Annotated in this window: 16 protein-coding genes; 10 read left to right on the top strand and 6 right to left on the bottom strand. The window is 47.4% G+C overall.

Annotated features, from left to right (window positions below):
* Window positions 1-13 precede the first annotated feature (13 nt).
* The 3 genes from AC1DLI_RS31610 to AC1DLI_RS31600 all read left to right on the top strand — a co-directional run bounded on the left by AC1DLI_RS31610 (window position 14) and on the right by AC1DLI_RS31600 (window position 3,185).
* The gene (locus AC1DLI_RS31610; protein WP_477609259.1) at window positions 14-1,348 is read left to right on the top strand and encodes an ABC transporter substrate-binding protein; all 1,335 of its coding nucleotides are present in this window, start codon (window positions 14-16) and stop codon (window positions 1,346-1,348) included.
* Between the two features lie 105 nt (window positions 1,349-1,453).
* The gene (locus tag AC1DLI_RS31605; RefSeq protein WP_477609257.1) at window positions 1,454-2,362 is read left to right on the top strand and encodes a carbohydrate ABC transporter permease; all 909 of its coding nucleotides are present in this window, start codon (window positions 1,454-1,456) and stop codon (window positions 2,360-2,362) included.
* Window positions 2,352-3,185 carry a carbohydrate ABC transporter permease gene (locus tag AC1DLI_RS31600; RefSeq protein ID WP_477609255.1) on the top strand — a complete coding sequence of 278 codons (834 nt, stop codon included), beginning with the start codon at window positions 2,352-2,354 and terminating at the stop codon, window positions 3,183-3,185. Before AC1DLI_RS31605 ends, AC1DLI_RS31600 begins: the two co-directional genes overlap by 11 nt.
* 250 nt (window positions 3,186-3,435) lie before the next feature.
* Here the strand turns inward: AC1DLI_RS31600 and AC1DLI_RS31595 are convergent, their stop codons facing one another.
* From AC1DLI_RS31595 to AC1DLI_RS31585, 3 genes are all read right to left on the bottom strand, one after another.
* On the bottom strand, window positions 3,436-3,573 hold the full coding sequence (locus tag AC1DLI_RS31595) for an RNA polymerase sigma factor (protein ID WP_477609253.1): 138 nt from the start codon (window positions 3,571-3,573) through the stop codon (window positions 3,436-3,438).
* A 116-nt stretch (window positions 3,574-3,689) separates the two neighbouring features.
* On the bottom strand, window positions 3,690-4,529 hold the full coding sequence (locus AC1DLI_RS31590; RefSeq protein ID WP_477609251.1) for a DUF4358 domain-containing protein: 840 nt from the start codon (window positions 4,527-4,529) through the stop codon (window positions 3,690-3,692).
* 89 nt (window positions 4,530-4,618) lie between these two features.
* Window positions 4,619-4,843: a hypothetical protein gene (locus tag AC1DLI_RS31585; protein WP_477609249.1), complete on the bottom strand. Its 225-nt coding sequence runs from the start codon at window positions 4,841-4,843 to the stop codon at window positions 4,619-4,621.
* A gap of 162 nt (window positions 4,844-5,005) precedes the next feature.
* On the opposite strand from AC1DLI_RS31585, the gene AC1DLI_RS31580 reads away from it, so the two are divergent.
* Entirely contained in the window at window positions 5,006-5,350 is a 345-nt protein-coding gene (locus AC1DLI_RS31580; protein WP_477609247.1) for a YojF family protein, read from the top strand.
* A gap of 23 nt (window positions 5,351-5,373) precedes the next feature.
* Window positions 5,374-6,030, top strand: a complete 657-nt coding sequence (gene bshB2, locus AC1DLI_RS31575) for a bacillithiol biosynthesis deacetylase BshB2 (RefSeq protein WP_477609245.1) — start codon at window positions 5,374-5,376, stop codon at window positions 6,028-6,030.
* A gap of 91 nt (window positions 6,031-6,121) precedes the next feature.
* Here bshB2 and katA read toward each other — a convergent pair whose 3' ends face one another.
* The 3 genes from katA to AC1DLI_RS31560 all read right to left on the bottom strand — a co-directional run bounded on the left by katA (window position 6,122) and on the right by AC1DLI_RS31560 (window position 9,802).
* The gene (gene katA / locus AC1DLI_RS31570; protein WP_477609243.1) at window positions 6,122-7,579 is read right to left on the bottom strand and encodes a catalase KatA; all 1,458 of its coding nucleotides are present in this window, start codon (window positions 7,577-7,579) and stop codon (window positions 6,122-6,124) included.
* A 119-nt stretch (window positions 7,580-7,698) separates the two neighbouring features.
* Entirely contained in the window at window positions 7,699-8,502 is an 804-nt protein-coding gene (locus AC1DLI_RS31565; protein ID WP_477609241.1) for a WYL domain-containing protein, read from the bottom strand.
* The gene (locus AC1DLI_RS31560; protein WP_477609239.1) at window positions 8,489-9,802 is read right to left on the bottom strand and encodes a helix-turn-helix transcriptional regulator; all 1,314 of its coding nucleotides are present in this window, start codon (window positions 9,800-9,802) and stop codon (window positions 8,489-8,491) included. Before AC1DLI_RS31560 ends, AC1DLI_RS31565 begins: the two co-directional genes overlap by 14 nt.
* A gap of 196 nt (window positions 9,803-9,998) precedes the next feature.
* Here AC1DLI_RS31560 and AC1DLI_RS31555 point away from each other — a divergent pair, with 196 nt between their 5' ends.
* The 5 genes from AC1DLI_RS31555 to AC1DLI_RS31535 all read left to right on the top strand — a co-directional run bounded on the left by AC1DLI_RS31555 (window position 9,999) and on the right by AC1DLI_RS31535 (window position 15,778).
* The gene (locus AC1DLI_RS31555; RefSeq protein WP_477609237.1) at window positions 9,999-11,417 is read left to right on the top strand and encodes an RtcB family protein; all 1,419 of its coding nucleotides are present in this window, start codon (window positions 9,999-10,001) and stop codon (window positions 11,415-11,417) included.
* A gap of 526 nt (window positions 11,418-11,943) precedes the next feature.
* Complete coding sequence (locus AC1DLI_RS31550; protein ID WP_477609235.1) at window positions 11,944-13,059, top strand: slipin family protein; 1,116 nt, start codon at window positions 11,944-11,946, stop codon at window positions 13,057-13,059.
* Window positions 13,060-13,274: 215 nt separating this feature from the next.
* Window positions 13,275-14,432, top strand: a complete 1,158-nt coding sequence (locus tag AC1DLI_RS31545) for a YecA family protein (protein WP_477609233.1) — start codon at window positions 13,275-13,277, stop codon at window positions 14,430-14,432.
* A gap of 50 nt (window positions 14,433-14,482) precedes the next feature.
* Window positions 14,483-15,253, top strand: coding sequence for an AAA family ATPase (locus AC1DLI_RS31540; RefSeq protein ID WP_477609231.1), 771 nt, complete (start codon window positions 14,483-14,485; stop codon window positions 15,251-15,253).
* A 21-nt stretch (window positions 15,254-15,274) separates the two neighbouring features.
* Complete coding sequence (locus AC1DLI_RS31535; RefSeq protein WP_477609229.1) at window positions 15,275-15,778, top strand: CYTH domain-containing protein; 504 nt, start codon at window positions 15,275-15,277, stop codon at window positions 15,776-15,778.
* The last annotated feature ends 293 nt before the right edge of the window (window positions 15,779-16,071 follow it).

Here is a 16,071-nt window from a genome sequence, read left to right as displayed (position 1 = left end):
GAGGGGCATAAAAATGAAGAAATACGGGTTAGTCTTGCTGTCTATTGTATTGCTGCTCGGCTTGCTGAGCGCATGCGGAGGAAAAGGAAATAACAATAATGGCGCCGCAAAGGCAAACAAGGAAAATACGAACAATACGCCGAGTGCGAAAGTTGCTGCTGAGTCAAAAGACCCTATAGAGCTTGAGATGTCCGTTTGGGGCAGTGATGCCCAGGTGGCGTTGTATGACGAGCTTGCTGAGGAATACAAGAAGCTCCATCCGAATGTGACAGTCAAAACTTCCGTGATTCCGTGGGCGGACTACCAGCAGAAACTGGCGATCATGGCAGCGACCAAAACCTCGCCTGATATCGTATGGATCTCAGAGCGCATGATTCCGCAATTTATGAATGGGGGCCAGCTGCTGGATATTTCGTCCGTGAAAGAGGACGCGGCTTATGCGTTCGATGATATAATACCATCCACGCTCACTGCATTTGAAAAGGACGGCAAACTCTACGGCATTCCATTCTCTACGCCGCCTCTGGTCGTTTTCTACAATAAAAAACTGTTTGAAGCGAATGGATTGAAGTCGCCAATGCAGCTTTATGAAGAGGGCAACTGGACTTACGATGAGATGGTCAAAGCGTCCGAAGCGATCTCCAAACCGCAAGAAGGGGTATACGGCGTGAAGTTCATACAAAGTTCCTCCAACTGGTCCGACAATCTGATTCCATTGATTTGGGCGATGGGTGGCGAAGTCTTCAACGAAGACACAACGCAATTCGCTATGAACACGCCGGAGACGGCCAAAGCGATCAATCTCTTTAAAGGGCTGCTCGATAAGAAAGCGCATCCAAGCGTCGGTGAGCAGTTAACTTTCGATACAGGTAAGCTGGGTATGGCGTTTGAGAACGTTACCCGTACAAGCGCTTACCGTGACAAAGTCGATTTCGAATGGGATATTGCTCCGCTTCCGAAAGGCGACCATGGCGTCACGGTACCTATCGGTTTTGGAGGCTATTCGATCTTCAAAGACGCGGAGTATCCGGAAGAAGCATTGGAATATTTAAAATTTATTAGTAATAAGGAAAATGCAGCTAAAGTAGCCCAGTTTTTTGTGCCGCAGAGAGAGTCTGTCCTGTACTCCGATGAGTATCTTAACAAGTTCCCGTTCCCGACTGTTGAAACGATGAAAGTGGCTGCGTACGATCGGTTGGCCGAAGGTACAATCCGGCCTTCCCATCCGAACTGGGTCAAGATTGACGAGCAGGTGACATTAAACATGGATGCGATTTTGCTCGGTTCCACGACAACCGAGCAAGCGTTGAAAATTATGGAAGACAGCATTAATCCTCTATTGAAATAACCCTCCAGAACGATGGAGCATTGCGAGATCGCCATATGAACAATAGGGCGATCTCGTAAATTATAGGGAGGGTTGCGTCATATTGACAACAGGAGGTAGGCGCGAATGGCCGGAGGTAAGTCTGCAGGTTTAGCATCTTTGAAATCAAAAGAAATGTGGATGGGATATTTATTTATACTGCCTATTGTGGCGGGATATATAATCTTTCTGTTTGGCCCGATCGTTTACGCTTTCGTGATGAGCTTTACGAATTGGTCGTTATTTGGAAATACAGCGTATATTGGTTTAGATAACTATATTTACGCCATGCGCGATGATCCCGTCTTCTGGGATACGGTCGTGAATACCGTGTATTTCTCTGCGGGGTTGGTCCCGCTGAACATTGTTTTATCGCTTTTGCTGGCCATGCTGTTGAAACGGAAAATATGGGGCATCGGCTTGTTTCGGACCGCGATCTTTACGCCGGTAGTCGTTTCCCTCGTGGTTTGGGGGATCGTATGGAAATTTATTTTCTCTACGGACGGCGGATTAGTCAATCTGCTGATCCGAACGTTTGGCGGAACGGAGATTTCCTGGCTTTTCTCGGAAACTTGGACGATGCCTACCGTTATAGTGGTCAGTGCGCTTAAAGGCGTGGGCATGAACATGGTCATCTTTCTGGCCGCTCTGCACGATGTGCCGAAGGATTATTACGAAGCTTCCAAAATTGACGGTGCTTCGCGCTGGGAAACCTTTAAATCCATTACACTGCCAATGATCACGCCAGCCGTATTCATGATAACGATAATAACCGTTATCGGTTCTCTAAAAGTGTTCGGACAAATCTATGTGATGACAGGCGGAGGGCCGGGAACAAGCACGTACGTGATGGTCTTCTACATTTTCAAACAAGCGTTCCGATCCTACGAATTCGGTTATGCATCGGCACTGGCATTTATTTTGTTCAGCATTATCCTGGTTCTGACTTTGATACAGTGGAAACTGAGAAAGAGATGGGTACATTATGAACAATAAAAAGATAACATCCAACCTTGCATCCTATCTGGTTCTAACAATCGTTTCCTTCATCGTGTTGTTCCCTTTTTTTTGGATGGTCAGCACATCCTTGAAGACGGATTCMGAGGTGTTTCTATTTCCGCCCCTGTGGATACCCGAAGCTTGGGAATGGATCAATTATATTCGTGTGTTTACGGAAATGCCGTTTCATCTCTACTTTTTTAATAGTATATATATCGCGGTGCTCGTCACGGCAGGCACTTGTTTCTTGTCCGCATTGGCAGGCTATGCGTTTGCCAGATTGCACTTTCCATTCAAAAACGTGATCTTTCTGTTCCTGCTCAGCGGGATGATGATTCCTACAGAAGTTACGGCCATTCCTTTATTCAGCTGGATATCAAAGCTCGGATTCATTGATACGCATATTCCTCTGATTCTTCCGCCAATGCTTGGAGCGGGAGGGATGTTCGGCGTATTTCTCGTACGCCAGTTTCTAATTACAGTTCCTATTGAACTGGATGAAGCAGCCAAAGTAGACGGGTGTTCGCCGTGGCGCACGTTCAGGTCGATTATGCTCCCGATCGCCACGCCCGCATTGGCAACCGTAAGCATCTTTACATTCATGAATAGCTGGAACGAGTTTTTTGAACCGCTTATTTATTTAAATACGAAGGAATTGTTCACGCTGCCGATCGGCTTATCGCTACTGACTACGGATGCCGGCGTGGACTGGCCGCTGCTGCTTGCCGCTTCGACCATAGCAACTGTCCCGATTCTGGTCGTTTTCTTCCTAGCTCAAAATAAGTTTATTGAAGGCATTGCCAATACGGGCTTGAAATAATTTTCACATGCGAACGTCAGCCCATTAATGGACTGACGTTTGTAGCTCGAGATGCTGCTTCTTACGCTTCCTATGTTTGCGGCAAATAAAGGCGGATCGGATGCGGAGATCGGACTCATTATTGGTTTATTTACATTTTCAGCTGTTTTACTAAGGTCTTTTGTATCCTTACTGGCATTAATCGTTATGCGAATGATCCATGCTTTTTCATGCTCGGCATGCTGAAAGGTTTTATGCTGTTTAGCAATTTTTATAAAACCTCTTGGCAAATATCCTCCGCGTCAGCACGGTTTTTAACATAGGTGAAAGCAATACGCAGCATCATATCCGCGTAACGATGGACCAGCTCAGCTAAATCCTCTCTCGAAAATAGCGTCTCACTCGGCATTAGCGTCGACTCCTTCATCCGTAACACGTTCCTACAGGTCAAAATGTTTCAACGGTAAAAAAAAATCCTGACCGGCGAAGGTCAGAACTTTTTTTGTTTATAAGAATGAGTACCGTTTATTTAAAGAAACCGTTAAAAATCTCAACAACCTTGTCCTGATCATGAGAGATGGACAGCATTACGTAATTGCCGTGACGGATAATTTTATAGTTTTTTGCATCCTCGTATTGATCCTGCAAATAAGTTTCAAATGTTTTTTGAATTTGTGCGGCGCGGGCTTCCAAAGCTTCAGCCACCTCATCGTAGTTTTTCTCCGATTTCAGCTTTACGATAACAAGTTCGGTAGCTTTAGTATTCATCATAGCTTGCAGGAAGATACTTTCTGACAGCAAAGCGCCTGCCTCAATTCCGTATATATCCTTAACGAGCTCTCCGTCCGCAGTGATCATGGGCGGCATCTCTATATCGGCTAAGATTTTATCGGAAATATCGGATACCTTCACATCCTCTGACGGCTTAACCGTAGGCTTAGGCGTTGGGTTTGGCTTTTGCGTCGGTTTTTGGGTTGGTTTTTGTGTAGGTTTTGCTGTAGCGGCCGGCTTTAGTGCTGGCTTTTCTTTTGGCGCCGTTGTCTGAGCAGGCTTACCGCCGGATGGTCTGCCTATAGGCTTCGAGGTGGCAGCAGGCTCTACTTCTGCTTCTTCCGTAGCAGCCGGTTCACTCGTTGCAGTGTCTGTCGCAGGCTCCTCGGTGATAGCAGGTTCTTCCGTAACAGCAGGTTCATCTGTTGCAGGATTTACGGTAGGCTGCTCCGTAACCTCGGCCTCATTCGTCGCATTTCCTGCCGATGAGTTATTGGCAGGCTCTTTTTCAGTATTGTTGCAGCCTGCAGCGAGCAATGCAACGGTGAGCGCGAGCACTGCCATTTTGGATAGTGATTTTTTCATATGTAACATCTAATTTCTCTCCTTATAGCCTTGCAACCTTTTGTCGAACACTGCCGTCTAGTGTTCGACTTTATTTTACCTATTATTTAAAAAGGAGCTTATTGCTCGTTTWCAATGACTTCCTCTTCCTCTTCAGCGTCCTCAGGAGACTCCACGAGACGGAAGTCATCCGTTTTCTCGCCATCCTCCCATATTTCAACAAACAGGGCGTCGCAATGGTCGAAGTCGGCTGACTTCAACGACAGCGCTTTTTCCTCATCTGAGCCTACATACACATTTTCCAAGCCGTCTTCATTAAACGATTGAATGACGTAAATTTTCATTGTCTGATCCTCCTGCATATTAATATTGTAGCAGTATACCACAAAATCCCGAACGAGCAGCAGTGCAAAAAGGCTTAACGTATTTTGAATTGGCTGAGTGTGTTAAAATGATTGCATTCTTATAAATATTAAGGGTCTTGAGGAGATAGAGGAGGGATACTGATGCAGCTTATTCATGTAGAGAAAGTGCAGCATATTATTGATAGCTTGCAGGAGCAAGAGCTTTACGTTCATCTTGAAATGACAACGGGAGCCTATGCTTCCCATCTCGATAGCACAAAGCATCCGGCAGCAAACTTCATTACCAATGCGATGATTCGTTATTCCCATGGATCGATTGCAGGGAATGGGCCATACCGGGTAGGGTTGAAGATGAAGCAGGGCTGGGTTTATACAGAAGGCTTGACGCACTGGGAAGAGAATGAGACGGATAGGCTGCTTCTTGCCGGTCACGACGGTCAAGGAAAGCTGATCGTTTCGCTGCAATTAAGCAGGGAACCCTTTTGATGAGAGAGGAGACAAGAGAAGCTATGAGTCAAAATATTTTGGTTATATTTCCGCATCCTGATGATGAAGCCTTTACGGTATCAGGAACGCTGGCTAAGCATATAGAAAGTGGAGCCCATGTTACCTATGCTTGTTTAACGCTAGGAGAGATGGGCCGAAATATGGGGATTCCGCCGTTTGCAAATCGGGTAACCCTTCCGCATATACGGAAATTGGAGCTGGAGAGGTCTTGTGAGGCTATTGGCATACAGGATCTAAGAAAACTCGGCTTTCACGATAAAATGATTGAGTTTGAGGATCAGGTACAGCTGGATGGCCAGATCGATGCGCTCCTTAAAGAACTCCGTCCGACACTTGTCTATACTTTCTATCCGGGCTTCAGCGTACATCCGGATCATGATGCATGCGGAGCGGCTGTCATTCGAGTCATCAGCAAGCTTCCTCCGGAGGAGAGGCCGACGGTCTACTGCGTAGCTTTTTCTAAAAATCATCAACAAGTATTAGGCAAGCCTCATCTAGTGAATGACGTTAAGGATTACTTGCGGCAAAAAATGGCCTCTATAGAAGCACACCGTTCCCAGTTCCAGGCTGCTGAATTGGTTGGTAATAAAAAGCTGGAGGACGAGGAAATTAGAGAGCGGTTTGGAACAGAGCGCTTCTGGATTTATCCGTTTAATTAAAGCATTCAAACGAGAAGGGGACGGCTATAATAGCCGTCCCCTTGTCATTTTCACTATATAAAACTGAAGAAAAGCTGCAAATAATAAAAGTCTATGATTGCTGTGACACGGATAAGCCAAGGCCTTCAGCGACCCGCTGTCCGTATTCGGGATCCGCTTTGTAGAAATGGCCGATTTGACGAAGCTTAATTTCATCCTTCTCTACGGGCTTCATGGCACCGACGATCATGTCGACGAGGCGTACTCGTTCCTCTTCGTTCAACAGACGGTATAAATCGCCGGCTTGCGTATAATGGTCGTTATGGTCAAAAGAGACGCTGTCTGCCTGGCCGGAAACCTCGAATGGGGCAGGCTTGTTCTCAGGCGACTCCGTCGGTCCGCCATAGCTGTTCGGCTCGTAGTAAATCGATGCACCGCCATTGCCGTCGGCACGCATTTGCCCATCGCGCTGATGGTTGTTCACTTCAGATTTGGGACGGTTGATCGGCAGCTGGTTGTGGTTGGCGCCAACCCGATAGCGATGAGCATCAGAATAGGCAAAGAGACGGCCTTGCAGCATTTTGTCAGGAGAAGCCTCGATGCCTGGTACAAACGAACCTGGGGAGAAAGTAGCCTGTTCAACCTCGGCAAAATAGTTTTCTGGGTTGCGATCCAACACCATACGTCCAACCTCGATCAACGGGTAGTCTTTTTGCGACCATACCTTTGTCACGTCAAACGGATCGAAACGATATGTATTTGCATCCTCAATCGGCATAATTTGCACATAAAGCTTCCAAGCCGGGAAATCGCCATTTGCAATGGCATTAAATAAATCCTCGGTATGATAGTCAGGGTTATCGCCGGCAATTTGCGCAGCAACCTCGGGAGCTAAGTTTTTTACGCCTTGCTCGGTTTTGAAGTGGTATTTGACCCATACGGCTTGCCCTTCATCATTTACCCATTTGAAGGTATGGCTGCCAAAGCCGTGCATATGTCTAAGCGTAGCCGGAATGCCGCGGTCAGACATTAGAATGGTAACCTGGTGCAAGGATTCAGGGGATAAGGACCAGAAATCCCATACCGCATTCGGATTTTTGAGATGGGTTTGCGGATGGCGCTTCTGCGTATGAATGAAATCAGGGAATTTAATGGCATCACGGATGAAAAAAACAGGTGTGTTATTGCCGACCAAATCATAATTTCCTTCTTCGGTGTAGAACTTCACGGCGAATCCGCGGGGATCGCGAACCGTGTCGGCAGAGCCAAGCTCACCGGCTACGGTGGAGAAACGGATGAACATCGGCGTGCGTTTGCCTACCTCGGATAGGAAGCTGGCTTTGGTAAAAGGGGTGACATCATGCGTAACCTGGAAATAACCATGTGCGCCTGCGCCCTTCGCATGAACAACGCGTTCTGGAACACGTTCTCTATTGAAATGCGCTAGTTTCTCCAAAAGGTGAACATCCTGAATTAACGTGGGACCGCGTGAGCCGGCTGTCATCGAGTTTTGGTTATCTCCAACTGGAGCGCCAGAGCTAGTCGTAAGCTTGTTCTTCTCTGTACTCATAATAGCTTCACCTCATTGATTTTGTATGATTGCACCTCAACTAATATGTTACCGCTTTCCGGAGGGAAATCAATATTATTTTGGAATCATTATAAATAAAATTTTTCGTCAAAATGTGATTAATTGTGCGATTCCGCATAGCGCTCAAGCGACTTTGTCGCGGATTCCAGCATGCGGCGCCTTAGCTGCTCACCCTCCAATATCCGAACCCGTTTACCGAGGAAGCGGGTTTTTGAAAGCACGAATTCGCTGTCGCTGCTGTTAAAGTATAAGCGAATCGTGTATTCGTTCTCTTCCGGAGCATAGGTCACTTCCTTCTCAAAGCAAGAGAAAGCGTATAAAATGCGTGAAAGCTCCCCGTTGTATTCAGGCACGACGAGAATATCCGCACTCATGCCTCGATTGTTCATTAAAGCATGAACCACGGCGGTCAACTGCTCGAAATCTTCCACGGGGCACGCTTGCTCGCTAACTTCTATGATCTTCTCCAGCCTTGTACTCATCAGCATCCGATTATTTATATGATACCAGAGCAAATACCATTCCCGTTTAACCATCGAATATTCAAGCTTGTAGGGAAAGCCGCCTTGCAGCGTGGATGTTCGTCCGTTTTTCATACGGTAGCTTAACCGCAGGATCGCCTTATTCGTTATGGCTTGCCTTAGCAGCCGGACGTTCGGATGATAGACATGACGTTCCTTGCTTGCGGCTTTGTGCAACAATCCGTCTGTTTCCAAGCTTTGATCTTGCACTAATACTTCGTTCAGTTTGCGAAGGGTTTCCGGGGCAAAAGCATGGGCAGAAGCCGGATGCTGAAGCATCATCTTCAGCCAGCCCCGCTCATGCGCCGTAATAATGAAGGTGCCCGACTCCTCCAGCCGGGATAGAATCTGGTAATTGAATATTTTCTCAAAGGGATTCATAGTAGCCTCTAATCTCCTTCCATTCCGCAATCATTTCTTCTCTGAATTTCAAGGGGGCCAGCACCTCGCAGCTGGAGCCGAAGCTCCGAATCCAGGGCTTGATCTCAATCGTGCCGTTCACTTCTATTTCGTAAATAAAGGAGTCCTCAGTCTCTTCCGTAATGCTTCCCCATTGCCCCTGCAGAAGCACACGCTCCTTGACGAAATTAGATATGCCGGGCCCGGGATGGAAGAAGCGGACCTTTACCGTAACGAGCTTGCCTGTATCGATCAGCCAGCTGTGCTGGATACGCTGCTCAAGCTCGGATTTTTTGGCTTCGTAATCGTCTTCGGCAGCGGGATCCTCTTCGGAAATTTGGGTTAATCCTTCCAGGCGGTATTTCTTTATGCCATAGCGGGCGTGGTGGCCAAGCAAGTACCATCTGCCGTATTGATGATCATAGACAACCTTCAGCGGGAGCGTCATCTCCTCCTGGCCTTCGGTATCCCTTTCAAACAAGGGATTAGTGTTTTTGGAGGCGTAGCTTGTTTCTTTTTTTGGCGAAAAATAAAGGAAACGAACGAAACGCCGATTGCGGATCGCACCGAGCAGCGTAAAGAGATGAGCCTCGTCCAATATGCGCGAATAGTAGTGGTACTTATATAAGAAGGACTCCTGATGGCGGTAATCATTCTGCTTGCGGGCCATATGCTTCTTCAACCCGTCGCGGAGCAAATACCCCTGCACCGAGGGCAGCTGCGTATTGGCCATAATGTCTACAAAATCATATAAATCCAGCAGCTCCTCCGGGGACAGCTCCCGGACCAAATCATTGTATGTCCGGTACCGGAACGGGCGCGTTCCCGGCTCTCTTTTGATTACCCCAACCTGCTCCAAATATTTGAGATCGCCGCGTATGGTCTTCTCGTCGGGAAGCGAGAGCTCCGCCGGCATACTGCCGCAGCAGAGATCGAGAAGCTCCATGGCCGTTAAAGCTTGCTCGTGCATAGCAGCAAGCAGCAGAGAAAGCCGCTGGCTTTCCGATTCCTTTAGCGATTTGGCCCGGAATAAAAACAGCAGCATGGGATCCGAAGAACCGAGGTAGCTGTAGCGGACCGTATCCGCAAACTCTTTTCCTTTGTCCGCAGGGAGCTGCTGATAAACCGCATTTGCGATTTCTTTCAAACGTTTGATGGTTTTATCGAAGGTATGAATAGAGATGCCGAGTCTGTCTGCGTATTGTTGACGATTATATGCCCCGCTCGTAAGGACAAGCATGCGCAAAAACTGGATTTCCTTATCGAAGCTTTCTCTCGCCATGTAGGGGGTTCCTCCGTTCCTGAACGATATTCTTTATCTATCTTATCAGGAAGATTACGTATTTGAACAAAAAGGAAAATTTTCCTTTGTCGTCATACTTTCACCATGTTCACGGTCTCCAAAAACATGCAAAATAAGGCTCATAAGAAGACGGCACGCCGGAAGAAATATAGCAATAATTAAGGGAGGTTTTACAATGCTGTTGAAGCATAAGAAGCTTGGCGGCAATCACCATGAGCTGGAGCTGCAGCATGGTCCACTCCATGTTTTCGCAAATGATGAGGTATTCCAAACGTTCGGAGATAAAGTATATGAAATGGCAAACAATAACCTGCAAATTCCGCGGAATCAATATATGAGCTACACCCCAGATGCGCATGTCGGTATCGGAACTTGCATAGGGACAACGGCGGTATGGAATATGAAGGACGGCTGCGTCTCGCCTTCGATCGTTGGCTCGGATATCGGCTGCGGGATGCGTGTTCACACCACTCCGCTTCATAAGCGGGATCTTAAGGAGAAGGATGTTCGCAGAGCGCTGATTGCGGCCATTGAGAAATACGTGCCGACGAACGAGCGCAAAAATACGAACTACGACGACATCGATGTGATGAGCGTAGTGGAGCATGGCCTGAAGGGCCTTCCTGAAAAGTACGTGCCTGATGAGCAGTGGCTGACGCATGTGGAGCAATCGCATTTTGCATTCGATACCGCTTATCTGAAGCAGCTTCCTCCGAAAATTTTGAAGTATGCGCGGGGCCAGCTCGGTTCGCTCGGAAGCGGGAACCATTTCATTGAAATTCAGTATCTGGAGATCAATGAGGAATATGCAGAATTAGCAGCAAAATGGGGCCTGTTTGACGGCCAGGTTGTCGTCATGATCCACTCCGGCTCCCGCTCTTGGGGCGGCATGGTCGGTCGGGAGCATAACAAGGCCATAAAGGAAGCCATGAATCAGTGGGGCGTAACCAATCCTGACCCGAATTTGATTTATGCGCCGATTACGAGCCAAGAAGGGCAAACCTATTTGAATCTCATGTATTCCGCGCTCAACTTTGCCGTAAGCAATCGGCATATGATTGCCTTCGGCGTGCGTGAAGCCTTCCGGGACCTATTCGGAGCGGGCATGGAAATGCCCGTTCTCTATGACCTGATGCATAATTACGCGCTGAAGGAATTTCACCGCAACCAGCCAATGCTCGTTCATCGTAAAGGAGCAACGCGGGCGCTTCCGCCGGGACATTTTTTGAATACGGCGGTCTATAAGAAAACGGGGCATCCGGCACTCATTCCCGGCTCTATGGGAACGTCGTCCTACATTATGGTAGGGAAGGATGAAGGGTTGAAAAACTTCTATTCCATTTGCCATGGGGCAGGCCGGGCAAGATCCCGTAAAGCAACGAAGCAGCTGGTGACCGTCGATGAGTTCGAGCAATCGCTGAAGGTTGGCACCGATGACGAAATTCTCGTGAACCACGCTTCCTTGCAGACGATTCTCGATGATTGCCCGCAAGCCTACAAGGATGTGGATCAAATCATTGACAGCGTCGTTGGCGCATCCTTAGCTGCCGTGGTAGCCAAATGCAAGCCGATGGCAGCCATAAAAGGCATCTAATCTATCTCTATCACTTTCGCTATTAAAGATAACTTCAATAATAGATGAGGTTCATGTACGAATGGCGTACCTTGGCTGGGATTTTCGAAAATCCCGCAGTGCTCGCGCATCCTATGCGCCTGTATGCTGTATCGTCCATTTCGGCAAAATCTCCCATATGAAGGAGCAGGGCTTATCCCCCTCTCTTTGACAATCGCCTCCAAAGCGACGATGCTCTTCGGAGCACCCTAACTCCCTTCCAAGGAGAACTTTCTGTAGACTCTGCCTTTTAACAGAAGCTCTCAAAGCATGCCTAGGCATGCTTGCTGCAGCAAAGCCTATGCAATCGGCGGATACCGTCCGGAGCCGGCTGTCTCTTATTGTCAAGCAGGGCATAGACCGCAAACGAATGGATCATGCATTCGAATTCGTCTAAGCATGCCGAAGCCATAAAGCAGCCACGCTCCTTACTCAAGCCTGATTCCGGCCCAGCCGCAGGAGAGCTCCTGTTACCAAGGCTACCAAACCCGCAAAGAGGTGTTTATCCATGTTCAAAAAAGTAATTATCAAAAACGATGAACGCGGTCTTCTTTTCAAAAAAGGCAGCTATACCAAGCTATTGCAGCCGGGCGTGTACCGGCATACTTCCTTCTCAGATGACAGCGTTATTTTGCAAAATATAGCGAAGCGCTTCGCAGTTCCGAACAAGGAGCTTAGCATGTTTCTTCAGGATAAGCAGCTGCTGGAAGAACTAACGGTTGCAGACGTACAGGATTACGAGTACGCGCTTCATTTCGAGGACGGGAAGTTCAATTCGCTTCTGTCAGCAGGGGTGTATGCTTTCTGGAATGCGATCAAGAAGCACTCGTTTATACGCGTTGATATTAGAAATCCCGAAATATCGGAGGAGATCGACCGCTCTTTGCTCTCGAAGCTTCAAGGCTATATCCAGATGTTCGAGGTTGCCAGCCACGAATCCGGCCTGCTTTTCTACAATAATGTATTGCAGAGGGAGCTTCGTCCCGGCAGATATTATTTCTGGAAGGGTCCGACGAGCGTGCAGGTGAAAACAGTCGATTTGCGCCAGCTTCAGCTTGACATGACCGGCCAAGAAATCATGACGGAGGACAAGGTCACGCTGCGGCTCAACTTTGTATGCCAATATAAGGTTGTCAATCCGCTCAAAGCGTTCCAAATCAAGTCGTTCGAGGAGCAGGTGTACATTATGCTGCAGCTTATTTTGCGGGAGTATGTCGGAACGCTGAAGCTGGATGATTTGCTGCGCATGAAGCAGGAAATCGCGACGTTTGTGCTCTCTCGTTTGAATGAGCAGAAGGAGCATTACGGCGTGCAGTTTATATCTGCGGGCCTCAAAGACATTATTTTGCCGGGCGACATCAAGGATATATTGAATACGGTGCTGCTTGCAGAGAAGAAAGCACAGGCTAATCTCATTACGCGCCGCGAGGAAACGGCCTCCACCCGAAGTCTCCTTAATACCGCCAAGCTGATGGATGAGAATGTTACGCTGTTCCGGTTAAAGGAGCTTGAATTTCTTGAGAAAATTTGCGAGAAGATCGGCACGATTTCACTTACGGGCGGCGGTAATTTACTAGAGCAGTTAAACTCGCTGCTTAGCTTAAAAAGCGTGGAAAAACCATGACAGAACCAGCTGAAGAGGCTGTCTCGAAAAGGCTTGATTGCCTTCGGAGACAGCCTCTACTTTTAGGTTGATCCTACATATTATGGAGGATAGATTAAATTATTTTGTTTGATTCCAGCTTCGATTTTTGTTATCTTTGAACCTGCATGTCTTTTGGGGTTACCTTTTAATTTGCTAGAAAAGCATGAAATACATCTACGATTTAGGAGAATACCATGACTACAAAGCAGGATAAAGCATTGGATAAATTTTGGCCGCAGCTAACTTATCCCTTATCGTTTGCGGATGCGCTGGGCACATTATCAAAGCAGCAATTAACTAGTATTCGTACGAATTTGCAAATTAGCAACCTAAGCTCGCTTAATAAGCAGGGCTTGGTAGAAAAGCTGGCTGTGAAGATTCCCGAGCATCTCTCGGAAGCTGTACGCGGCTTTGACCAAAACAGGATCAAGCTCCTTCAAAAAATAGCGAAGAACGACGGTATTTGGGATAAGCCGCTGCTGGAGCTTAAGCAGTATGAATATTTCCGCGAGCGCGGGCTTCTTTTTCCCGGAACGGTAGAGGGGAAGCAGGTCGTCCTCATGCCTATGGAATTACTGGAGACGTTGAAAGAGGGCAATGCGGTACAAGACCAGCCGAACGTCAGCCGCAGCATGGAATGGATTCGGATAACGCAGGGATTGCTCTACTATTATGGAACGTTGACGGTTGAACAATTAAAATCGTTTGTCGTTTCCGAGGAGGACGGTAAGGAAGCGTCTACGGATTTTATGAATGTCGTAATCGACGCATCTCAATATTATGGGCAATTCGAAATCCATGCAGACGATATCATCTCCGACTCTCGGGTTGTAGACCCCCAAGCGATTATGAAAGAGCGTTCGTTAAGACATGATTTGGATTTTTGTCCTTTTACGAAGCAGCAGCTGCTCAAAGCCGGAGAGCCCGAGTATGTTGAGCGGAACAGCCACTATATGAATCTCGTACGTTATGTCCTTCATCGTTATGAGATTGACCGGGAACAAGCGGATTTAATGGCAGAGGAAATTGTGGATGCCACCAAAAACGGAAGCTCACTGGCAGGCGTAATCGAATTGGCGCAGGAATTTATCGATATGCCGAACTTGGAAACGGTGAATGCGGTAACGAATTTGTTGGTTCCTTTAATGAACAGCACAAAGCAGTGGGCCATCAAAGGGTACTCCCCTGAAGAGCTGTCCGCGAAGAGAGCAAGCGCCAGCATGCTGCTGAACCATGTTCCTAATCAAGTGCGTCAAGCTGAGGTTATCGATCTTCAGTCGAAGAAAAAAATCGGACGCAATGACCCTTGTCCTTGCGAAAGCGGTAAAAAGTTCAAAAAATGCTGCGGTTAATAGAGCAGCCAGCGCAAAGCAAGATTTAATCGGGCTGGGGGGTGTGCGCCGTGAGACAAAGCCAACAAGGACTTTATTTAAGAGGCGTAAAGCTCCTCCGGGAGTCGGTACCCTCCTTCGATGCGTACCCTTTTCATTTAAATGCCATACGTACCTTGGATGAGCTGGAATTTCATCCGAAGGTAACCTATATTGTTGGCGAGAATGGCATGGGAAAATCAACGCTGCTGGAAGCGATCGCGATTGGTCTCGGGTTTAATCCGGAGGGCGGGACGATTAATTTCAATTTCTCTACCGAACCGACGCATTCCGAGCTCCATCGTTATTTGAGACTAATCCGCAGCGTGAATAAACCGAGAGACGGCTTTTTCTTTCGTGCGGAGAGCTACTATAATGTGGCGACCAATATTGATCAAATGGACCGCGAGACAAGAAGAGGGCCAAGATTAGTCGATTCCTATGGCGGAAAGTCGCTTCATCAGCAATCGCACGGCGAATCTTTTTTTGCAGCGTTCCTTCATCGTTTTAGCGGGAATGGTCTCTATATGATGGATGAGCCGGAGGCGGCCCTTTCTCCTTTTCGCCAAATGGCCATGCTTTCTCGGATTAACCAGTTGGCCTTGCAAAACTCTCAGTTCATTATTGCCACACACTCGCCAATTCTAATGGCTTATCCCGACGCGGTGATTTATAATTTAACCTCAGAGGGCATAGAGCGTACATCATTAGAGGAAACCGATCACTTTATATTGATGAAGCAATTTATTAACAACCGGGAAAGAATGCTGAATGAGCTTTTCTTGGAAGAGGATGAACACTAAACAATAAAGGAGCTGCACAGGATGTCATTAGAAATTGAACGCAAGTTTCTGCTGCCGGAATTTCCAAGTCCTTTAGTAGAAGAAGCAAAGTTGAAGGTGCTCTCCGAGCAGCGAATCGAACAAACCTATTTAGCCATCGACGAAAACCAGGAGCTGCGCGTTCGGCGCATCGTTGATTTGGATAGCGGCGAGGTTACGTATACGCATACGTTTAAACTCGGCAATGGTTTGCTCCGTGAGGAGATTGAGTACTCCATATCGGAAAGCATTTATGGACAGGTCATCAAAGCCTTTGGTTTCGTGCCGCTGACGAAAAACCGGATAACGGCGGAGTGGAATGGGCGTGTTATCGAGATAGATACATATGATCAAATCGAGCTCTCTGTCCTTGAGGTTGAATTCGACTCAGAAGAAGCTGCGAATACATTCCAGGCGCCGGATTGGTTTGGCAAGGATATCAGCTCCGAACGGCAGTATAGCAACAAAAAAGTATGGCGAGAGCTGCAAGAAAATCGAGTCCTATAAACATGAATCGACAGATTCGAACATTAACTTTCAAAATAATTTAAAAAACGCTTGACCTTCTGGGCGTATACATGGTATATTCTAATTCCGGCCGAGAGAAACATGCGGACGACAAGCAAAACAAGCGAAACAAACGAAAGAAAAGATTGCTCTTTGAAAACTGAACAACGAGTAATAACTGCCCTTACGATCCTAACGGATCGTTAGAAAAGCGATAAAAAGTAATGAGCATTTCAAACACCAATTTGGAGAGTTTGATCCTGGCTCAGGACGAACGCTGGCGGCGTGCCTAA

The sequence above is a fragment of the Paenibacillus sp. 01T443 genome, from assembly GCF_056398325.1.
This window is presented reverse-complemented; position numbering and strand designations above follow the sequence as displayed.

Coding starts and splice junctions, on each gene's coding strand:
- AC1DLI_RS31610 (WP_477609259.1), top strand. CDS start 14: ATGAAGAAATACGGGTTAGTCTTGCTGTCTATTGTATTGCTGCTCGGC.
- AC1DLI_RS31605 (WP_477609257.1), top strand. CDS start 1,454: ATGGCCGGAGGTAAGTCTGCAGGTTTAGCATCTTTGAAATCAAAAGAA.
- AC1DLI_RS31595 (WP_477609253.1), bottom strand. CDS start 3,573: ATGCCGAGTGAGACGCTATTTTCGAGAGAGGATTTAGCTGAGCTGGTC.
- AC1DLI_RS31590 (WP_477609251.1), bottom strand. CDS start 4,529: ATGTTACATATGAAAAAATCACTATCCAAAATGGCAGTGCTCGCGCTC.
- AC1DLI_RS31580 (WP_477609247.1), top strand. CDS start 5,006: ATGCAGCTTATTCATGTAGAGAAAGTGCAGCATATTATTGATAGCTTG.
- bshB2 (WP_477609245.1), top strand. CDS start 5,374: ATGAGTCAAAATATTTTGGTTATATTTCCGCATCCTGATGATGAAGCC.
- katA (WP_477609243.1), bottom strand. CDS start 7,579: ATGAGTACAGAGAAGAACAAGCTTACGACTAGCTCTGGCGCTCCAGTT.
- AC1DLI_RS31565 (WP_477609241.1), bottom strand. CDS start 8,502: ATGAATCCCTTTGAGAAAATATTCAATTACCAGATTCTATCCCGGCTG.
- AC1DLI_RS31560 (WP_477609239.1), bottom strand. CDS start 9,802: ATGGCGAGAGAAAGCTTCGATAAGGAAATCCAGTTTTTGCGCATGCTT.
- AC1DLI_RS31555 (WP_477609237.1), top strand. CDS start 9,999: ATGCTGTTGAAGCATAAGAAGCTTGGCGGCAATCACCATGAGCTGGAG.
- AC1DLI_RS31550 (WP_477609235.1), top strand. CDS start 11,944: ATGTTCAAAAAAGTAATTATCAAAAACGATGAACGCGGTCTTCTTTTC.
- AC1DLI_RS31545 (WP_477609233.1), top strand. CDS start 13,275: ATGACTACAAAGCAGGATAAAGCATTGGATAAATTTTGGCCGCAGCTA.
- AC1DLI_RS31535 (WP_477609229.1), top strand. CDS start 15,275: ATGTCATTAGAAATTGAACGCAAGTTTCTGCTGCCGGAATTTCCAAGT.